Annotated in this window: 5 protein-coding genes; 1 reads left to right on the top strand and 4 read right to left on the bottom strand. The window is 37.4% G+C overall.

The window, feature by feature from the left end:
* Positions 1-128 precede the first annotated feature (128 nt).
* Positions 129-1,019 (top strand): DNA cytosine methyltransferase, encoded by an 891-nt coding sequence (locus P2086_RS16155; RefSeq protein ID WP_317897791.1) that lies wholly within the window; start codon positions 129-131, stop codon positions 1,017-1,019.
* 150 nt (positions 1,020-1,169) lie between these two features.
* On the opposite strand, the gene P2086_RS16160 is transcribed toward P2086_RS16155, so the two are convergent.
* Genes P2086_RS16160 through P2086_RS16175 form a run of 4 tightly spaced genes read right to left on the bottom strand, consistent with a single transcriptional unit; the run spans position 1,170 to position 17,902 of the window.
* Positions 1,170-1,730: a hypothetical protein gene (locus P2086_RS16160; RefSeq protein WP_317897792.1), complete on the bottom strand. Its 561-nt coding sequence runs from the start codon at positions 1,728-1,730 to the stop codon at positions 1,170-1,172.
* 4 nt (positions 1,731-1,734) lie between these two features.
* A complete protein-coding gene (locus P2086_RS16165; RefSeq protein ID WP_317897793.1) occupies positions 1,735-10,521 on the bottom strand; it encodes an RHS repeat-associated core domain-containing protein in 8,787 nt (2,928 codons plus the stop codon).
* Between the two features lie 4 nt (positions 10,522-10,525).
* A complete protein-coding gene (locus tag P2086_RS16170; RefSeq protein ID WP_317897794.1) occupies positions 10,526-11,239 on the bottom strand; it encodes a LolA3 family protein in 714 nt (237 codons plus the stop codon).
* Positions 11,240-11,245: 6 nt separating this feature from the next.
* The gene (locus P2086_RS16175; RefSeq protein ID WP_317897795.1) at positions 11,246-17,902 is read right to left on the bottom strand and encodes a hypothetical protein; all 6,657 of its coding nucleotides are present in this window, start codon (positions 17,900-17,902) and stop codon (positions 11,246-11,248) included.
* Positions 17,903-17,904 lie beyond the last annotated feature (2 nt).

Raw genomic sequence — 17,904 nt, forward strand, 5'->3', positions numbered from 1 at the left:
CAGATTTGTGTTAATGCTATTGCAACCACCTTATAAGGAGCCGAACTAAAAACAGTTTTCCCAGAGTAAGTAAATATCGTTTTCCCAGGGAAGGAATTTTTTCTGGACCTATTTAAAGAGAAACATTTATGAATGTTCTCTCTTTATTTGATGGGATTGGTGTGGCTTATTTGGCTCTGAAACGAGCAGGAATTAAAGTCGATAAATATTACGCTTCTGAAATTGATTTAAATGCCATTAAAGTAGCTATGGCAAATCACCCCGACATTATACAGGTCGGTGATGTAACACTTCTCAAAAGCTCCGCTTTAGCACCAATTGATTTATTAATTGGTGGTTCGCCTTGTACCAACTTATCCAGCATGGGTAAACAGGAAGGTTTGCAGGGGCAACACTCGAAGCTATTTTATGAGTATGTACGATTGCTTAACGAAACAAAGCCTCGTTATTTTTTACTTGAAAATGTCGCTTCGATGCGCAATGAGGAGAGAGAGAAAATTTCAGCTTTGATGGGGGTTGAACCGATAATGATAAACTCCTCTTTGGTGTCGGCACAATGTCGTAAACGTTTATACTGGACGAATATCCCAGGGGTCTGTTTACCTGAAGACAAAAACATAAAATTTCAGGACATTGTTTCGGGTGGATTTGTGGACCGAGAAAGAAGCCATGCTATACTTACCAATCAGCTCCCACAAACTGAGGTTGGTTTAAATCGTTACCTGTTTAAATGCACTGGTCAAATTGTTTTTAAGGATCGCTTTTTCGCCGAGCTGGATAAAGAGATCAAAGCGGAGCGTTTTAAAAATATGAAGAAGCTGAGTTTGCTAGATGCCGAGAAAAACAAAGCTTTTAAAAACGGTGTGTTTAGAAATATCACCATACATGAAGCTGAGGCTTTACAAACTTTGCCAAAAAATTATACAGCTGGTATTGCTTTATCGAACAGGTTTAGGGCGCTGGGTAATTCGTTTACCTGTGATGTGATTGCAGGGATTCTTCGTGAAGCTTTAAATTAAACCATGATTGATATTGTTATTGGTCGAAAACAGCTAAAAGACAATATTTCTTAGCTCATAAGTATATAACAAAGCCATCAGCCAGATTGACGCTAATACAGAAAGATACTTAAAATATTTAACCACTCCCGTCACAAAACGAATATAATCTTACCGTACCACGGAAATAGCGCAGTCAGGTAATAATGATTTTAATTTTTCTATTTCTTTATGAGATAAAGTGCGATTCAATATTAATAAACGTAAATTTTTTAACTGCCCAATATCCTCAGGGATTGATTTTATTCTGTTCTTTCTCGGTATTGGAAAAAGTCCATCCGTCACAAGGTCACATCCAGGATGTTTTTTAAAGATTTTTCTTGTTTCTTCCACTTCTTTCTCTGTTAACAACCATGGTGTATTCTGAAGCATTTCTCCTGTGTTAAAATTGCAAAGCGTCAATTTATTTAGGTTTTTAAACTTTAGTATTTTTATAGGAAATTCTTTCAAATTATTATTACCTAAGCACAAAACAAATACACTGTCTGGATTTACAGCTTCTGTTTCCGCTAAAGAATAGAAAATTTTTTCGCCATTTGGTGTTAACCGCTGAGAAAAACAAACACTGTGAATGCCAATTAAAACAATAACTAATTTTAGTTTCATATCCTTTTTCTGCACAATAAATTTGTTTTTCGTTACTAATGTAATCAAACTTAATTGTAATTCCATCTTTTTAATCTTGAATTGGTATGTCTATTTTATTAGAAGGCACATTACCTGTAGGAACTTCGGATACTGTTGGATTAATATCTGGAGTAGAAGAAGTGTTTGGTAATTGATTAATGGTTTTAGGAGCTAAATTATCTACTGATATAACCTTGGTAGCTCCGCTACCCCATCCTTTTGGAAAAAAGTAATTTTGTATATTGTTGGGAGTTAAATTGCCAATTGGATTTCTAAACATCGCTGTTGCAGAATTATTGGGCTGAACAATACCATATCTTAAAAAACTTTTAGCGCCCCCAACGTTATGAAGCCAAATTTTTGCATCAAAGTTTTTATCCATATTGTCCTCTTCATCTTTAGCGACCCAATTTCCACCACGATTATCATTGATTACATGACCAGCTTCATGTAATAACGTACTGAACAATGATAAAATAGAAGCTGCTTCAAGGGTGTTAGAATAATCACGACCTACTACAACACGTCTACCCAATATTCTATTGGAATAATAGCCATTTTCTACGTTGTTAACAGATATATGGCTAATTTGAATAATGTTGCCACTTTGTCTACCAGAGCTTTGTGTTAAATGATTAACGGAAACAAGAGGACCCGAACCATATGACAATACTTCCTTAAGAGTCTGCATACCTTCAGGAGTCTTTATATCTAATCCTGATGCCGTAGCTAATGCACCTAAGATAGGATTAGATGCTGCACCAGGATCATTAACCATTTCACTAATCTTTAATAGCATTTGGTTCAGTTTAGGGTAAGCTCTAGCCTGAGCAGGAGAAATCATAAAGCCTCCATCTTTATCAATAAAAGCGATTGGACTATTTCCTGCAAATGAGTATGGTGATCTGATCGGCGCTAATATACTTAAAGGATCTCTACTAAAAAACCTTCCTACTCTACTATCATAAGTTCTTAGTCCAAAATTACTTGCTCCTGAGGACGTTTCTTTGTCCTTTTCCATGCCGTTAAAGCCGTATCTATACCCGTCTCCTCCAGTCCAGGTTCGTCCAGGCATTGTTTGCCCAAAGGGGTAATAGTCCGTATTACTTAAAATATCTGGACTATAGCTTGTTACAGCCCCGTTTATTGGGCAGAGTTTAATGTTATCTACCTTAAAATAATGTGTACCCGCATTAGTATTAAAAGCAAGGTGGGTTGTATAGGTTGGGCCAGTATAGGTGGGCGTATAAGTAAAAGAGTAATGGCCTGCAGCGGGTACAGCTGAATAAGCAGTCCAAAAATAGCTTCCTAGTAATGGTGAACCACCATTATATTCGAACGGAACAACATATAAACCATCACTTGATGTAAGGTTTCCTGGATGAAAATCAAACTCGAACTGGTATACTTCACCTGATGTTAAATTATTCCCAAATATTGGATTTATTCCAGAAATAAAGTATGAGTTTTGCATTGTGCAAACCAAAGAGCCACCAGATACTGAAAGGCTTATGTGATTATCTCCAATTTCATTATTTGATGGAACACCGCCGCTAAAATCAAATGTTTTTAGGCAAGCTCCGGCAGTAAAATTGCTTTGTATTTTTCTGTCACTCACAGTGGTAACAACATTACCCAAATGATTGGAGAGTTCAAAATCTTTGTAACCCAAATTACGTTCAGTATTATACCCGCTCACTGCAATGGTTGGCCCAGGACTTGGGCCGCTGGTAGCCGCGCCGCGACAGTTCGAAATTTCTTCACCACAAGGGTTATCGAACCCATAAGTCCAAGCTATTAAAGTATTACTGTTTCTGGCAGTTGCCAATCTTTTAGCACCGTAAATATGGTGTTCGTTTAGTGATAATTTATCGACAAACGAATTACCAGATACATTTGCTGCTGCTCTATTGTATGTTGCCATTACGTTACCACTGGCGTCATAAACATAATAAGTATAAACCCATTCTTGCACTGGCCGTAATAATTTTGAGGTTGGATCGCGAGGTTTTACTAATTTACTTACCCGTTGCCTTTGGCTATTGTATTCGTATTCTATGTCGGGCCTTGTAGTATTTGAATTCGATAAAAGAGCAGGATCGCGTTCAATACTCTTTATTTTTCGGTCAACAGTCCATTTAACTTCCATAATACTTTCGCCGTTATCAGCAGTCATATTTCCGATTCTGTCATAATAATAACGTCTATCGCCAAAGTGTATAGAATTACCTACAGTTATTTCTTCAGCCAACTCGCAAGCGAAATCATCAATATCGTCTCCGTAATTATTGTCTGATACAACATCATTTACACAACGAAGTTTATTTGAATTATAATCAATTCCCGTTATTCCAGTGTTATAGTATGTGTAAACAAGAGAATCCATATTTAAACTCGAACCACTAGAGATTCCATTTCCAGGCCCTTTGCGGATCAAATTTAAGATATTTCCATTATTATCGTAAGATAAATTCATTTTATAAGCGTTGTCATAGTTGCTAGTAGTGCCGGCATTCCAACTGAGCGACGATGAGTTCCAGTTTCTGAAAGTCTTCATTTTTGTAATACGTTGCAATTGGTCGTAACGATATGCAGTTAATAAAGGAAAGGTAGTGTTGTTAGAAATAGAATTGGTAGGATCTTTATCAATAAAGCTAGTGGTCATGCTGCTAATATTTCCATTAAAAAGATCGGCTCCATCTCCTACTAAATTCGCAGAATTATTGTCTAAATAGAAAGGATGGGCGTTGTTACTAAATCCTGTAATAGACATTAGCGGGTTTACATCAGTAGTGGTAAATGTTTTAATGGCCTTATAATCGGTGATGGTTGAAGTATTATAATAGTTAAGGCTAAAAGCCATGGCATCTTTGGCTATCCATTCATGCACATCATTATAAGAACTTAAGTATTTATTTCCGGTAGTTCCATCTTTTCCAGCATCACTTGTTTGGCTTAAAGCGTCGCTATTGATACCTTTGATCCAGCCATGAATTGTATAAAAATAATCTGTTCCCTGAACCTTTTTATCTGCCCTTTCGACACGAGCCAAAGGACCATGCTCGTAATAAAAGTATTTCGCATCACGATCCCAGTTAATTTCATCTTTACTGGTAAACACCTCTTTTAAGCGGTTATCATCGTCATAGTAGTATTTATGAATGAATTGATCTGGCTTTTTGCTTTGGTAACTTGCCTTAACCATATTGCCACTTATTAATTCAAAGTCATATTTTATGGTTCTGAATCCCTGATTGAATATATCCAGTTGCTTGTTGTGTTGCACTAATTCAACAACATTGCCATGATCATCATAAGAATAATAAGTAGCATGGTTGTAATTGTTAACATTCGTGCTATACACATCTTGATAAGTTACAAAAGCAACTCTATTGCGAAGATTCTGCTGCACAGAGTTCGTAAATGCAGTTAGTACGGAAGTTGTATTAGTTGCTCGGTCGTAGTATATCTTTGTAACCTCCTCACGAGGAGTAGAGGGACTAAGCGCTGCGCTTATGTCTGATAAATAACCTGCGGTAGCAAAATGAGCCTGCCCAGTTTCTGTAATACGACCTATGTAATCGTAGATAGTGTAAGAGCAAATTACATCTGTACTTGTGCTTGCTGCCATCTGCTTTGCATTTTGGGAACCCAGAATCCTTCCCACATTATCATAATAATAAGTCGTTTTACCTCCATCAACGCTACTTTCATCAACAAGGTTATTATAACTATCATAGTGGTAATCGTTCACGAAATTATAGGCAACGGCTGAAGAACTACTATAAGCAGGAAGTACAGTAATTGTTGGAGAAATTGCTACGGTAACACTTGTGAGTATGCCTGGATCTGCACCGTTAGGTGGAACTGTCCGCTGCAGGTTACCGGCAAGATCGTAGTAGTACAACGTATAGTTATATTCATCTGCACCATTAAAACTTCTTGTAAAGGTTTCATTCAGTGTATTAAAACAATGATTTTTCCAAGCGTTCTGGAAGGTAACTGTAACAGCAGCAATTGTTTCCTGGTATTTTGCCTCAGCTTGTGTTAGTGCTGTGTTTAACAAATTTATAACGCAGGCGTTTTTTTGGGGTAACGGCGCTGGGGGACAAATAGCTGGAACGGTATAACTGCCGTAACTCAAGTAACTGATTGGCCAGGCAGTATATGTAACAGATCCTGTAAGACTAATTACGGCATTTAAATTATCTTCAGCGTCTAATTTAAAACTATAATTTGGACCTGATATTTGCGGGGGAGGACTATATGCAACAAAATTATATAAGTCTATAAAATCATCCCAGCTACCTGAATATGAAGAAGGTTTTATTAGTTGAATACTTGCAATAGGTGTTGCACTCAAGGAAATAACAATTGTAAGGCTGTTACTATTTGCAGTAGATGAAAATGAATTACCAGCAATAATAGGAAGAGACCCGTTGTAAAGAGAGGAAAGAAAGTATTTATCATCTTTACATAGCGTCATAGTATGGTTATTTAAAAAGTTCTTATTCCATGCAATACTCTGCAAATAATAATAGAGGTCCATACCCTGCTTTGTTACAGTATTTACATATGAATAAGGCGTAGTAGTTGAAGCGAATGTGGCACAATCTTCGTAAAGACCTAAATACTCCTGGAGTGTGTGCAAGCCAAACATGCTGTTTAATGAGTTGCTTACGTAGATTTTGTTACCTGGTATAAGGTTTATCTGGTCAACTAAATTGGTATAAGAAGGGCTCGTAATGGGAAGTGTCATATTGTTAATAGCGTTTGCCACATCTGTGCAACTAATGCAGTTTTTACAAATTAATCGTTTGTCAATGGCCATAGTGTAATTGCTTAGGGCGCTTGTTTCAGTAGGGGACCATGAATAACCTGCCGTCCATGAATTAGTTAATGCGCTTTGGCAGGCGCACTTGAGACGATTATACTCTGGTAAATCGAAACCATATTTTTGTTCAAACAACTGCCATTCATAAGAAATATTAGTATGGGTTGTGCTGGCAAATTCTTCAGCTACATCTAATATAATATCACATCTACAACTACTTAACTGGTTTAAAGTTATAGTACCGTTTTGGGCTGGATAAGGAGCCGGACCGTTTAAAACAATGGTGCTACAACCTCCGGCTGGTAAGTAATAGTCAAGTATTTGTTGAAAAGTACTCACCGTTTGACTTGTGCCAGGAAGGGTATAAACTGTGCCAGGGGCAGTCGAACTAGCTCCCATAAGATTACTGGCATAGTCGCAGCCTAATTTGCAAACTTCTACCATGGCGTTTATAATACTTGTTTGCAAAGTCGAACTAGCATATGCAGTGCAGGTCGCCTTTAAGTTTATGTCCCAACTAGCGGTATAAGAATTGCAGGCGTTACTACATTGATTTGCAGCCATAGTAGGCGAAGGAACTACCATGTTTGTATATTGGCTCATGGCATTGGTATAACTTGTCATGGCTGAGGTATTAGTTCCAGAAGGTGGGCTTATTGCTAAAGTATACAATGAACCAGGTGTCACTGTTCCAGTGGTTGGATATTTAGAATTGAGAAACTCTATTGGATCGGGGAAATAACTCGCAGCGCCAGTAGGCATAGTAGTACAGCTTAAAGCGCCCGCACCATAACTTGAAGGAGATTGAAGAAAAACGTTTAACAGTTTTTGATATAAAACACGTTTTGCATTGATGTAATATGTCTTAAAAGATATCCATTCTCCATCTGCAGTGCAAGGATCTTGACCAAGTGTATATGTTGGTGGTGAGGATGAACCGATGGCAGTATTGGATTGTGCAGCTGTATATCTATAGATATCGAAACCTGTGTTTCTGAAATTTTGAGTTATAGCATTTGTAAAGACATTGATTTCGTTTGCAAAAGCTGTATTACTGGTATAACTGTTCATGGTTATTGGGTCGATTCCCGTAGTTAAAGTTGTACAGGAACCAGAAGGTTTGTAATTGCTATAAGAACTGTACCTAACAGGAAACCAATAACCACCATTATTACAGGCTTCATCTGAATGATTCATGTTATTTATTATATCATCGTAATCGAGTGAACTACCAATAACATTACAGTAAAAGTATTTTTTACACATTTCAGGATGGAATTGAACCAAGGTTTTTGCCCAACTTTTGCGAAAGTATTTAATATAGTCCGCTTGACTTAATTGATAAGGGCTAAGGTTGACCCCATTAATCTGAACATAATCAGCAGTTCCCGCAGCGCTTGAATAAGAAAGAGTAGTAGACCAAGTTGGATTTCCCGGCAGTGTATTTGTTGGATTAAAAATAGAAACCGGCCAAGTTGATACTGTAGGATTTGTTGCAGCAAACTGACCCGTTTCAGGATAAAAATCTGCTTCCATTAATTTTCCGTAAGTTGAACAGCGATCGTTTTGTGCACAATAAACAGTACATTCCTCATATGCATTACTTATTTCCTGAGGAGTCATGGTAGAAGTAAAAACCGTTTGGGTTGAACCATTAGGAGAAATCTCATTGGGATAATTTAGGCCTCCGCCTTGCGGTCCCTGGTAGGGAAAAGTTGTGCTAGAATTGGAAGCAGATATCGCAGTATATGAATTTACTGAGCTAAAGCAACTTGCACAGGTTTGAGGAAAACAACCCGTAAAATCGATAGTGCTAAGAATAGTATTATAGATTTCACACTTATCAACTCCGCAGGTAGTGCTATTTAGAAAGTCAAGATAAGTATCCGTGTAATCTTCAACTGGGGCATTGCTTACACATATTTTTTTATAAATTTTATATTTACCAACCTCATGAAAAATAATACTTACAGTATTAGTAAGGCCTACTCCCGTTACATGCGTTGCAGTTGGCTGACTGCAGTTGACAGTGCCAGAATATGGTGGTGGTCGACCAATAAAACCTATGTAACCTGAATTCGAACCGTCATAATTAAAAACCTCTGCCCCACAAGGGTTAGTAATACTTAATGTTACATCGTAAACGCAATCAAAACAGGGGGAAGTACTACCATTACAATCTTCTGTAAAAGCCGCTCCCCATGTAGTTTCATATTTAAAACCTTCGTCACTATTTTCTGCATATACTTCAAAAGTCTTATTTATTTCCTTACACCAGGTGTCTGGATAGGAAACATTGTTAGGCGCTGTATCATAGGATTCAATTAGGGTCGCCGTTGCAGTCATATTTGCTAACGGATCTACATTCTTTGGATTTATCCCTTTTAGAAAACTTGCTACAAGTCGACCATACATGTCCTCAATTCGAATACTAAACTGTCCATTCGGATCTTTGATTGAAGTACGCTGGTAGAAATTTGAACGACCTACCTCACTTCCAAAAATCCTATCTAATTGCACCTGCTCAGGTTCTGAATAAACGAATTTTGTTACTTCATCGCCAGAAATTTTATGCAAAGAACCTGGCATAGTTTTACTAGCTATTCTATTTAAGCCATCATTAGTATATAACACTTGAGTAAAAGGATAACCTTCCGCATCAGGTAAATAGCCTTGAAAGGCTTCCTTGTTGTTGTTATTCGGAGAATAATAATTACTCGCCCCTCCCACACTAAATGTTGGGCTCATTGAAAAAGAAACAGGAAGACAAAAAGTACTTGTGTTATTTCTGTGGAAAATTTGTTTATCGAATACAATAGTTGGAGGTGCGCTTGAAAAAATGTTATCTGAAATATTAAGTCCAAAGCGGTACTTGAAGTGCTGTTCACTCACAGGCGAGGGTAGTACTTGAATTGTTGGTCGTCCATAAAAATCAAAAAGACTGCTTTGAGCTATTGTCTTTGCGTCTGAGTTTAAACGTTCAAGACTTTGCCGGGGTAACCCGATAGCGTCTGCAAATTCAACACCTGTTCCAGTTTTACCTGATTCGGCAAATGTTTTAACACTTTGCCAGTTAAGAATTTGCGAGGGGAATTCAGGGTTAATAGCTCTAATACATGCTGATAGACTTAAAGATCCGGCAGCTAACGTTGGATACCATGTACCATCTATTCTTTTCGAGGAAGAGTTTAATCCTATGGGGCGCACCCTGTAAACGATATAGCCGTGTTCGTAAGTTAAGGGAATATAATAATGGTTTTTATTGATGGAGATGCGTGAGGCATCATGTTCGAAATCATAAGTAAGTGTAGTTGATGACACATAGGTTCCCAGTGTAGTGCTATAATCGTCTATAAATGCATATTCTAACTCATAGCTGGTGGCTCCAGAAATAAATGGCCAGGTAATTTTAAGTTGATCGTTTGTGGTAAGTGAATCTGTGAAATCACCGGTGGTAAAAGAATATGTGGGCGTAAAAGTATAAATTCTTTCGGTAACTATTTCGGCCTGTAAGTATGCGTCACTAAGGTTGTACACTGTATTGCAGGATGTGCAGTTCACAGTAGTAGCACAATAACTGATAGTTATATTGTACACTTTAGCCTTATAAATGTTGGGAAATATAATCTGAACTTTGTCCTTGTAACGACTTAGTTCAGCCGGATCGTAGTTAATATCTAACTGCTGATTGGTGAGTGTTGTGAAAGAAAACGAGGCATCAGTGAGCTGCACATCGAATTTAGCGCAAAGCTTAATTGCAGTGTGGTGTTGTAAATGTTTGTCTTCATCTAGACCAAACTCGATAATAGCTGTGTTGGCAGTGTGGGTAAACCCATTATCCCAGCCGGCACTTGATGTGAATTTATCATCATATGTTTGTATATAACAACCTGGTATAGTCAGATGATCCGAATAAGCCCTATTATTTCGACTTTCACTCTGGCAAAAAATCTTTGTTGAGAAGAGTATTAAAATCGCAAAAACAAGCGTTGAGTTTTTCATGCTATCAGTTTAAAACATATAATGTATAGTCTTTATACCTAGTTGTTAATTTTGTTTTTCCATTCACAAGGAGAATGTATTTTTTTTCATCAAAAACTCGCTTGTTTATCGGGTTATCGATTTTCAAATCTTCATAAGAAATTTCGAATATGGTTGAGTGTTTACTGTTTTTTAATTCAGGAATATTCATCTCCGCATTGTATGAATATTGCATCTTCATTACTCTTCGTTTGTCGCGATCAATAATTACCTTAATGTTGCGTATAGCTTGTTTTCCTTTTGGTTGTAGTAAATAAGTAACTTTGTTATTTTCTTTTTTAATTATTTTAATTTTATCATAGTTGGACAATAAACTGTCCAAATTTTTTAAAGCATCCTCTAAAAACTTTTCTTCTTTATTTTTTCTCGATTTTTGTTTGTATTTTGCTGTGATTGAATGCGCATTTTCATCTAGCAATAATTCACACTTTGAATTGCTCATAAACTCAATTCCGTTATTTTTTTTATAAAAAATCCCTTCTTCGTTTTTTTTCACGTCGGTATAACTCTCCTGAAAGGCCTTATCTAAATTATCGTCGAGGTACAACTTATAATGAACACGATAGGCGTAATTTTTGGATGAACTCATGGCCTCCATTATTACGCGTATATCATCTTTATAAGTCTGCCCGTTTAAAAGCATTGGCAGAATCAATACTAATTTTAGAATCTGTTTCATTATCTTCTAGCGTTTATTTTTTCCAGTTCGTATTTCTTGTACAGTTTGAAGTGCATTTAAGGTCTCTTTCTTTTTTCGCACAAGCATACCTTCCTGGTCATATTCATATATGGTTGCAAAGTTTCTATCGTCCAGTTCGGCACACAATTTTAGTTGGAACGGATCGTAAACTCTACAAGTCATTGTTGAATTAAACGGCTGAATTCTAAAATCATCAAGATAAAAACTGCCAGTTGATCCAGAGTTTATGAATATGTCAATGACGTATGGGCTCGTTCCCGGAAGTGAGGAAAGCTTTATTTCATAATCTAGCTTTTGCCAACCATTAATTATGTTAGACTTAACCAGAGTTGTAGTACCGTTCGCAACTGATGACACCCCATAAGTCTGCGTAACAGAGAAATTTACCAAACTCGCGTAATCGGTAGACTGTGTAGTTCCCTTCACCCACATGGAGGCTATGTAGGTTTTATTCTGGTCGAGGTCAAGTTTTACTGCATTTACACCCTCTCCGTCTAGGCGACACCCACAATCTACATCATCAACACCGTAGGTCACTTTCTGCCGGCTGTAAAATTGATTAACATTATACTTCAGATCAACACTTTGATTGGTTTGATAAAACAAACTGTATTTACCAGTGTGAGCTGCATTTGAGGTGTAGTTTGGTTGTAAGCTACCAGTTGGACTGATTTGATTATAAAAGCCCAAATGATCATTATTAAAAACACGGCTTGTGCCAGTGCTTGTGCCAGCTGTTAGAAAGGGGTAAACCCACCTATATTCTTCAAAGCTCTCAAAACCTACATCAGTAACTCGAGCATTTGTTGCTTCTAATATAGGCAGAGTGTGGTTAAATCCTGTACGGGTAGCCGAATTGACATCAATGGCATTTTTCACCTGGAGTTGATCGCCGTATGGGGAATAATAAGCTTCCTTTTCAAATGCAATCCAGTTTCCACGATCTTTACCTGATATTCCGATGCTACAAAAATCGGAACGAATTGAAACCAAATAAGGATTGCCTGATTCTTGAAACCAAAAAGGGGTAAAAGAACCGGTACCCGAGGAGGGATATAATCCATCTGATTTTATATTCGGTTGAGCGCTATATGTTCGGATGGTCTTAAATTTATAAAACGTGATAGGCTTCATATTACCGTAGCCTTCACTAATAACAGGATTTATAGATGTCATACTATAAGAACCCATAGGCACATTAGCACCTTGTTGTTGAGTTAATAATGGATCCTTATAAAGTCCGCCACCAGAACAGTATTCGATCGCAGCGGCATCTAATATTTTCTGATTACTTTGTGAAAAATTAATTTCATTAACGCTGACCGAGTTAGTAAATTGAGGATCAGTTAAAGATGTCACATATCCAATACTGGCAACAAGATTATTTTTATTTATTGGTTTGATAAGTCGTATCACATAATCAGATGCTACGTTAAGAGCTGTATAATTGGTCGTTGTCATAAGTTTTCCAACACGGTCTACGAGATTATAAGTTGAAGTTGAAGGATCTCTAACTAACCAAAATCGGTCTCCAATTACCAAGGGCGACGAAGGATTTGTAACGTCAGTAAGAAGAACCTCATCACCCGGTTCAAATATGACTGGGTCGTTTACAGAAGTATATGAAAAAGAACCTGTACTAACATCTAGTGGTTTAATAACAGATAAGGACGATGTAAGATGTGCGCAGAAGAGTCCTATCCCGTCTCGTTTAAATTCAGGGCTCATTTCCTTATACGCCCAATAAGCCGGATAATTAAAATTATAGACAGGTTCATCAAACTCATTCAGAACTTTTGTGAGCAATACATCTCCTGTATTTGCATCCCAAAGTAAATTTTCGGTTGTTGTTTTACTCCCATTGTAAGTCTGTTCAATTTTCTCAAGGATCCCATATTCCTGTACTACTTTAGTTAAAGAAGCTCCGTTAAATCCAAATATAGTCAAACCATGAAGAAGAGATTCATTGTAAGTTGGAACGTCGGGGCCGATCCAAAATGGCGGTATAAAACCTACTCCTATTTCGTGAACCGTGCTATTGCCTAGTGTAGTTGTTTCGGTCACATTTTGTCTAGTATCAGCGGTAACATCTATGTCGCGATTTATAACTTTATCGCTAATAATATTTTGTTCGTTAATGGTAGGTACGGAATTTGCGAGACTCTCTGGTTCATCGGTTTTTGTCTTATAAGAATATTTCGTTTTCTCAATTGGTTGCAATGAATTATCTTCTCCGAATACCGCAATAGATTTTAATTTTCCATGCATATCATTAAATTTCAAAAGAAATCCCTGAGTAAGGTGAAATATTTTTCTAGCCACATAGGCAGGATTATCGAGCCGGTTTATAAAGCTTGAAAGAGTTGCGTCTGGTGGAATTGATTCCTGTATTTTTCTTTGCCTGCCTTTCTCTTTATCCACAATGGGAAAATCCTTTGCCGTAAAAAATTCGAATTCTGTTTTGCCACTCGCTGCTACATTTAACACGCTCGGATCAGAAATAGTTCTCAGGGTAACTTTGGAATAACCTACAACGGGCATTGGGTAAAGCATTTCACCAAGAGGTTCCTCTTGAAAAAAATGATCGTTTGGCGCATATTTTTTTTCAACTTCAAAACCAATAGGTTGTCTCATACTATTTTCATCGCCTCCAACCAGCGGTTCATAGGACGCCACTCCGCTTGTTAAAATTACTCCGGAAATAGGATCCTGAAATGTATATTCAAAAGTTTGACCATAAGAAGTACTATTTTCGCTATATGGTGTTGAGTTAATTCCATTCGTCATTCCTGCCCAGTCATCTTCGGTAATAATTTTTTTAACCCTATGACCGCCACCTAATTTGGTATTATGCGCACTATATAATCTAACAAAAGATTTATTGGGAAATAGGGTTACGCAAAAATTCTGATCATAGAAGCGTTTGTTCGCATTACCGAGTTTAGCATCCTCAAGATCTATTTTGGCAACACCTAAACCAGCTTCTGAATTTAACTTTTGCACAACAGGGTCTTCTAAACTCCCGCCCATATTAGCAGGCTCCGAGCCCGGATATGCTATACGCGGTGCATAATTTCGCAAAAAATCCCAACCTGCCATGCAAATTGGACTTGTAACAAAATTAATTGGACTGTATGTCCTTGAACGCTTAGATTTCCAGTCTTTTGTCACCACTTTGGTGGGTTGTAATTGCACGCAGGCGAAGCGATAACATGAAGTCGTACCTGTTCCTGCGCTATTCATAACTGTGTATGTATTATTAGCAATGCCTCCGTCAAATAATTTTACATTTGTTATATTTGTATAACCATTAATAAACTCGTAATACTCTTTCGCCAGCCCTGCACCACACGATGGATCAGCAACTTTTAAAAAAGTTTTAAAATATAAATCGAAAGGTTTATTTAAATTTTCATTAAAGCAAAGAACTTTTGCGGCATAATCATTGGCATCATTTTGTGAAAGCAAGGTAGAAATGCCATTGCTCATGCTACTTAAATCAACAATTACCGAAGGATTATCTTTTATATTGCAAGTTGATGGGTTACCGTATGTTGCAGTAACATCAATAGAAAAATTGCTCACGCCAGGCACACAGTTGTATATCTGGCACATTTGCGATACAGGACGATCTTGGACATACCCATAATCATCAGCTTCGTAAGTTATTTTTATCGAGGCGCCGCTTGGTGTTTTAATTTGTGTAAGATTCCATGCGGCGGCATAGCTATCAGCTAATTCTTTATTTTGCTCAGAATAGGGGAATTCAATATTATTAAGACCAACCGTACTTCCAACAACAGAGCCATTATTTGGTAAATAAGAACCCCAACGATCTATTGAACGTGGATCATAATTAAAATTTTGACCCCCTGAGCCAGCTCCTAAAATAGCGCTTGTGTGTGAATTATCGGCATAAAAGAACTCATAAGGAGACAAAGCTGATTTATTTGAAGTGCCATAGGTAAAATATACTTTTGTTAATGTAAGCTTGCCGTGATCTATATTATTAGAAGAAATCGTATTAAAGGTATTATGACACAGGGAATAGTTATATTCGAAGTGTACCGATTTTAATGGAATTGCATTAGTAATTCCTTTTTCAAGAATTTCGTTTTTAGAGTAAAGATCCAGCCGATCTAATTTTAGCATTTCTCCTATTGTACCTTTTGCACCACTTTCATTTTGAACTCCCATGCCATCTGAGCGTGCACTTGTTCTGAAAACCGCAACATAATTTTTTGTTTCAATTGAGTGCACATAATAGCTTTCCCTAATTCCATACTCATATTGTGCATTGTCATCAAGATCGTCACTAATCAACCCCTTATCAAAGTTGGCATGGTTAGTAGCGGTTGAGATGCCACCCGCTAATGTAGATCCTGAAATTGTCGAATCTAAACAATATGGTTCCCTCCAGCGATAGTTATTCTCTTTGCTATAATTAAATTTTGTAAAACTTCCCAAATCATCATAACTTGGACCATTACCCGTAACATCCACATAATCTGAGGATAAAACACTTGTTAAAAGAAATGACGAAGAATAAGCTGGTGTTTCATCAATCTTTAAGAAATTATCATTACCTCGTTTGTTATCATTTATGTCTTTAGCTGTATACTCTACAAATTGGCAAGGCTCGGAGATGTTAAGAGGGCTATGACTATAAGTAATACTTGGAAAATTAAAAAGGGTTGAATTAAACACGTATTGATCTTCTTCTCTGTCAGAAGCATTAAATGCAGTTATTTTCTTATATAAATTGTAAGAAGGGATTCCATATACATAATGATCACCATGTTTATTCGTTAGTGATACTTCGGAAATATGGTGATTTACTGGAGCAATTGTACCTGTAACGCCGCCTAAGAATGAATTTTTAAAACGACGATCAATATTTATCAACGTAGAATTGCTGGATACGGAAACAAGTTTATTGGATGAATTGATTGAAAAAGTGTTTTTGTCGTATAGATTTATTTTCCGTTCAACACCAAATTGACTAGCTTGATCTGCTGTAAGACTCTTAATATGTTTTGATCTTACATCTCTTTTTTTTCTTCCGACATTTTCGATAGGGCTTAAAACAGAATAGCCTGGTCCAACGTTAACCAGTTCAGGATAAATTGTATAGTCAAAGTGAAGGTCCGTTTCATAATCGTCATCTCTTTCGCATAAATCACCCAATTCTTTAAAATAGGTATTTTCTATTAATGCTTTTTGAGCATCAATAGAAAAACTGGCCGAAGGCGTCACGATATCTTGGTGTGAGGCATGAGAAAGTTTTGCTAAAAACGGCGACGGCCACTGATTACTCAAACCTCTAGCAGCTATAGTTGATAATTCCGATAACTCGTGGGCAATGAAATCCCCACCAAATTCATAACCGCTATGGATACTATTTGAAACTAATTTATGGTCTGGGTCATGCACTGCACTAATATCACTTCTAAATGGTCGGAATGCTGAACTCATTCCTTGTGCTGAAGCGAAAAACAAATCATATGTTGAGGATGCTGATGAACCATTTGGAGTTTCATCCATAATGGCTCCTTCCCGAAATCGATTAAAATCCATTAATGAATTATTATCTGCATTCTGAGAATACAAATAGCCGTATGATCTAATTACGTTATTTGAAGAGGCGCTCATTGAACGATAAAATCCCTGAACACCCTCAAAGTCACCACCATTAATCGATATTCCAAGGGCGTTCACTTTCCCCCATGTTCCATACCTTTCAGAGTGACTTGCACCACCACCCAACATGTTAAACGGTATAGTTGGAGCATAAGATACGGCACCAACTGGGATTGAGCAGTATCCTCCACTCGTGCTACTCACCATTGCCCCAACAACAGAGCGTATATCGGGTTTACCAATTGACCCATACCGTGAGTTTGTAGTTGCGCCATTTCTCGTATTATAATTGGTACCCTTCCCCCAAGAAGCATTACTGAAACCTCCAAAGAACCCATAGCCACTTGAATATGTGTCCCCAAAACTACCCCCTTCTTGTGAATTATAAGTGGTATTATACCCGGTGCTAAAATTTAATGACCAACCCCCAACTCCCACGTTAAGTGAGTAGTGTGAGTCGTAACCTCGTTCATATCCATAACCTTTGTGGTTATTGTAAACTAATACATTGGAGCTACTTTCGCCCGATTGGTCACTTACACCGTATATTGGAATGCCAGATATACCAAAAGAGTAACCACTACCTAACCAATTTGATTTCGTAGGGCCTGAACCTAGATATACAAATGGCTTTGATTTTACTATCGAATGGACCTCGTCACCGTTAAAATCGTCAGGCAATCCTTTCATCATTCTGTTTAGGACTCCCGGGTTCAGAGACCAGCCAAGCCCAACCCAGCTAGCTTCACTTTCCATGCTTACTCCAGCCTTATATGATAAGTTTAATGGGTAACCTTCAACATCCATTAATGGTATGTTATATTTAAAGTCGCCTGTAAATAAATCCACCATTTCACTTGAGTTGGCTGATTCGAAACTTTGAAATTCTGGTTGCATTGCACCGTTTGTTAGCGCAAAAGCAAGAGTTGGCGAAATAATCTCGAAAAGAATATTTAAAATCATGTAAACCGATACGTATCTGATGACATTGTTTTTCTTCATAC

Source organism: Aurantibacillus circumpalustris (assembly GCF_029625215.1).
Classification (GTDB): domain Bacteria; phylum Bacteroidota; class Bacteroidia; order B-17B0; family Aurantibacillaceae; genus Aurantibacillus; species Aurantibacillus circumpalustris.

Coding starts and splice junctions, on each gene's coding strand:
- P2086_RS16170 (WP_317897794.1), bottom strand. CDS start 11,239: ATGAAACAGATTCTAAAATTAGTATTGATTCTGCCAATGCTTTTAAAC.
- P2086_RS16160 (WP_317897792.1), bottom strand. CDS start 1,730: ATGGAATTACAATTAAGTTTGATTACATTAGTAACGAAAAACAAATTT.
- P2086_RS16155 (WP_317897791.1), top strand. CDS start 129: ATGAATGTTCTCTCTTTATTTGATGGGATTGGTGTGGCTTATTTGGCT.
- P2086_RS16175 (WP_317897795.1), bottom strand. CDS start 17,902: ATGAAGAAAAACAATGTCATCAGATACGTATCGGTTTACATGATTTTA.
- P2086_RS16165 (WP_317897793.1), bottom strand. CDS start 10,521: ATGAAAAACTCAACGCTTGTTTTTGCGATTTTAATACTCTTCTCAACA.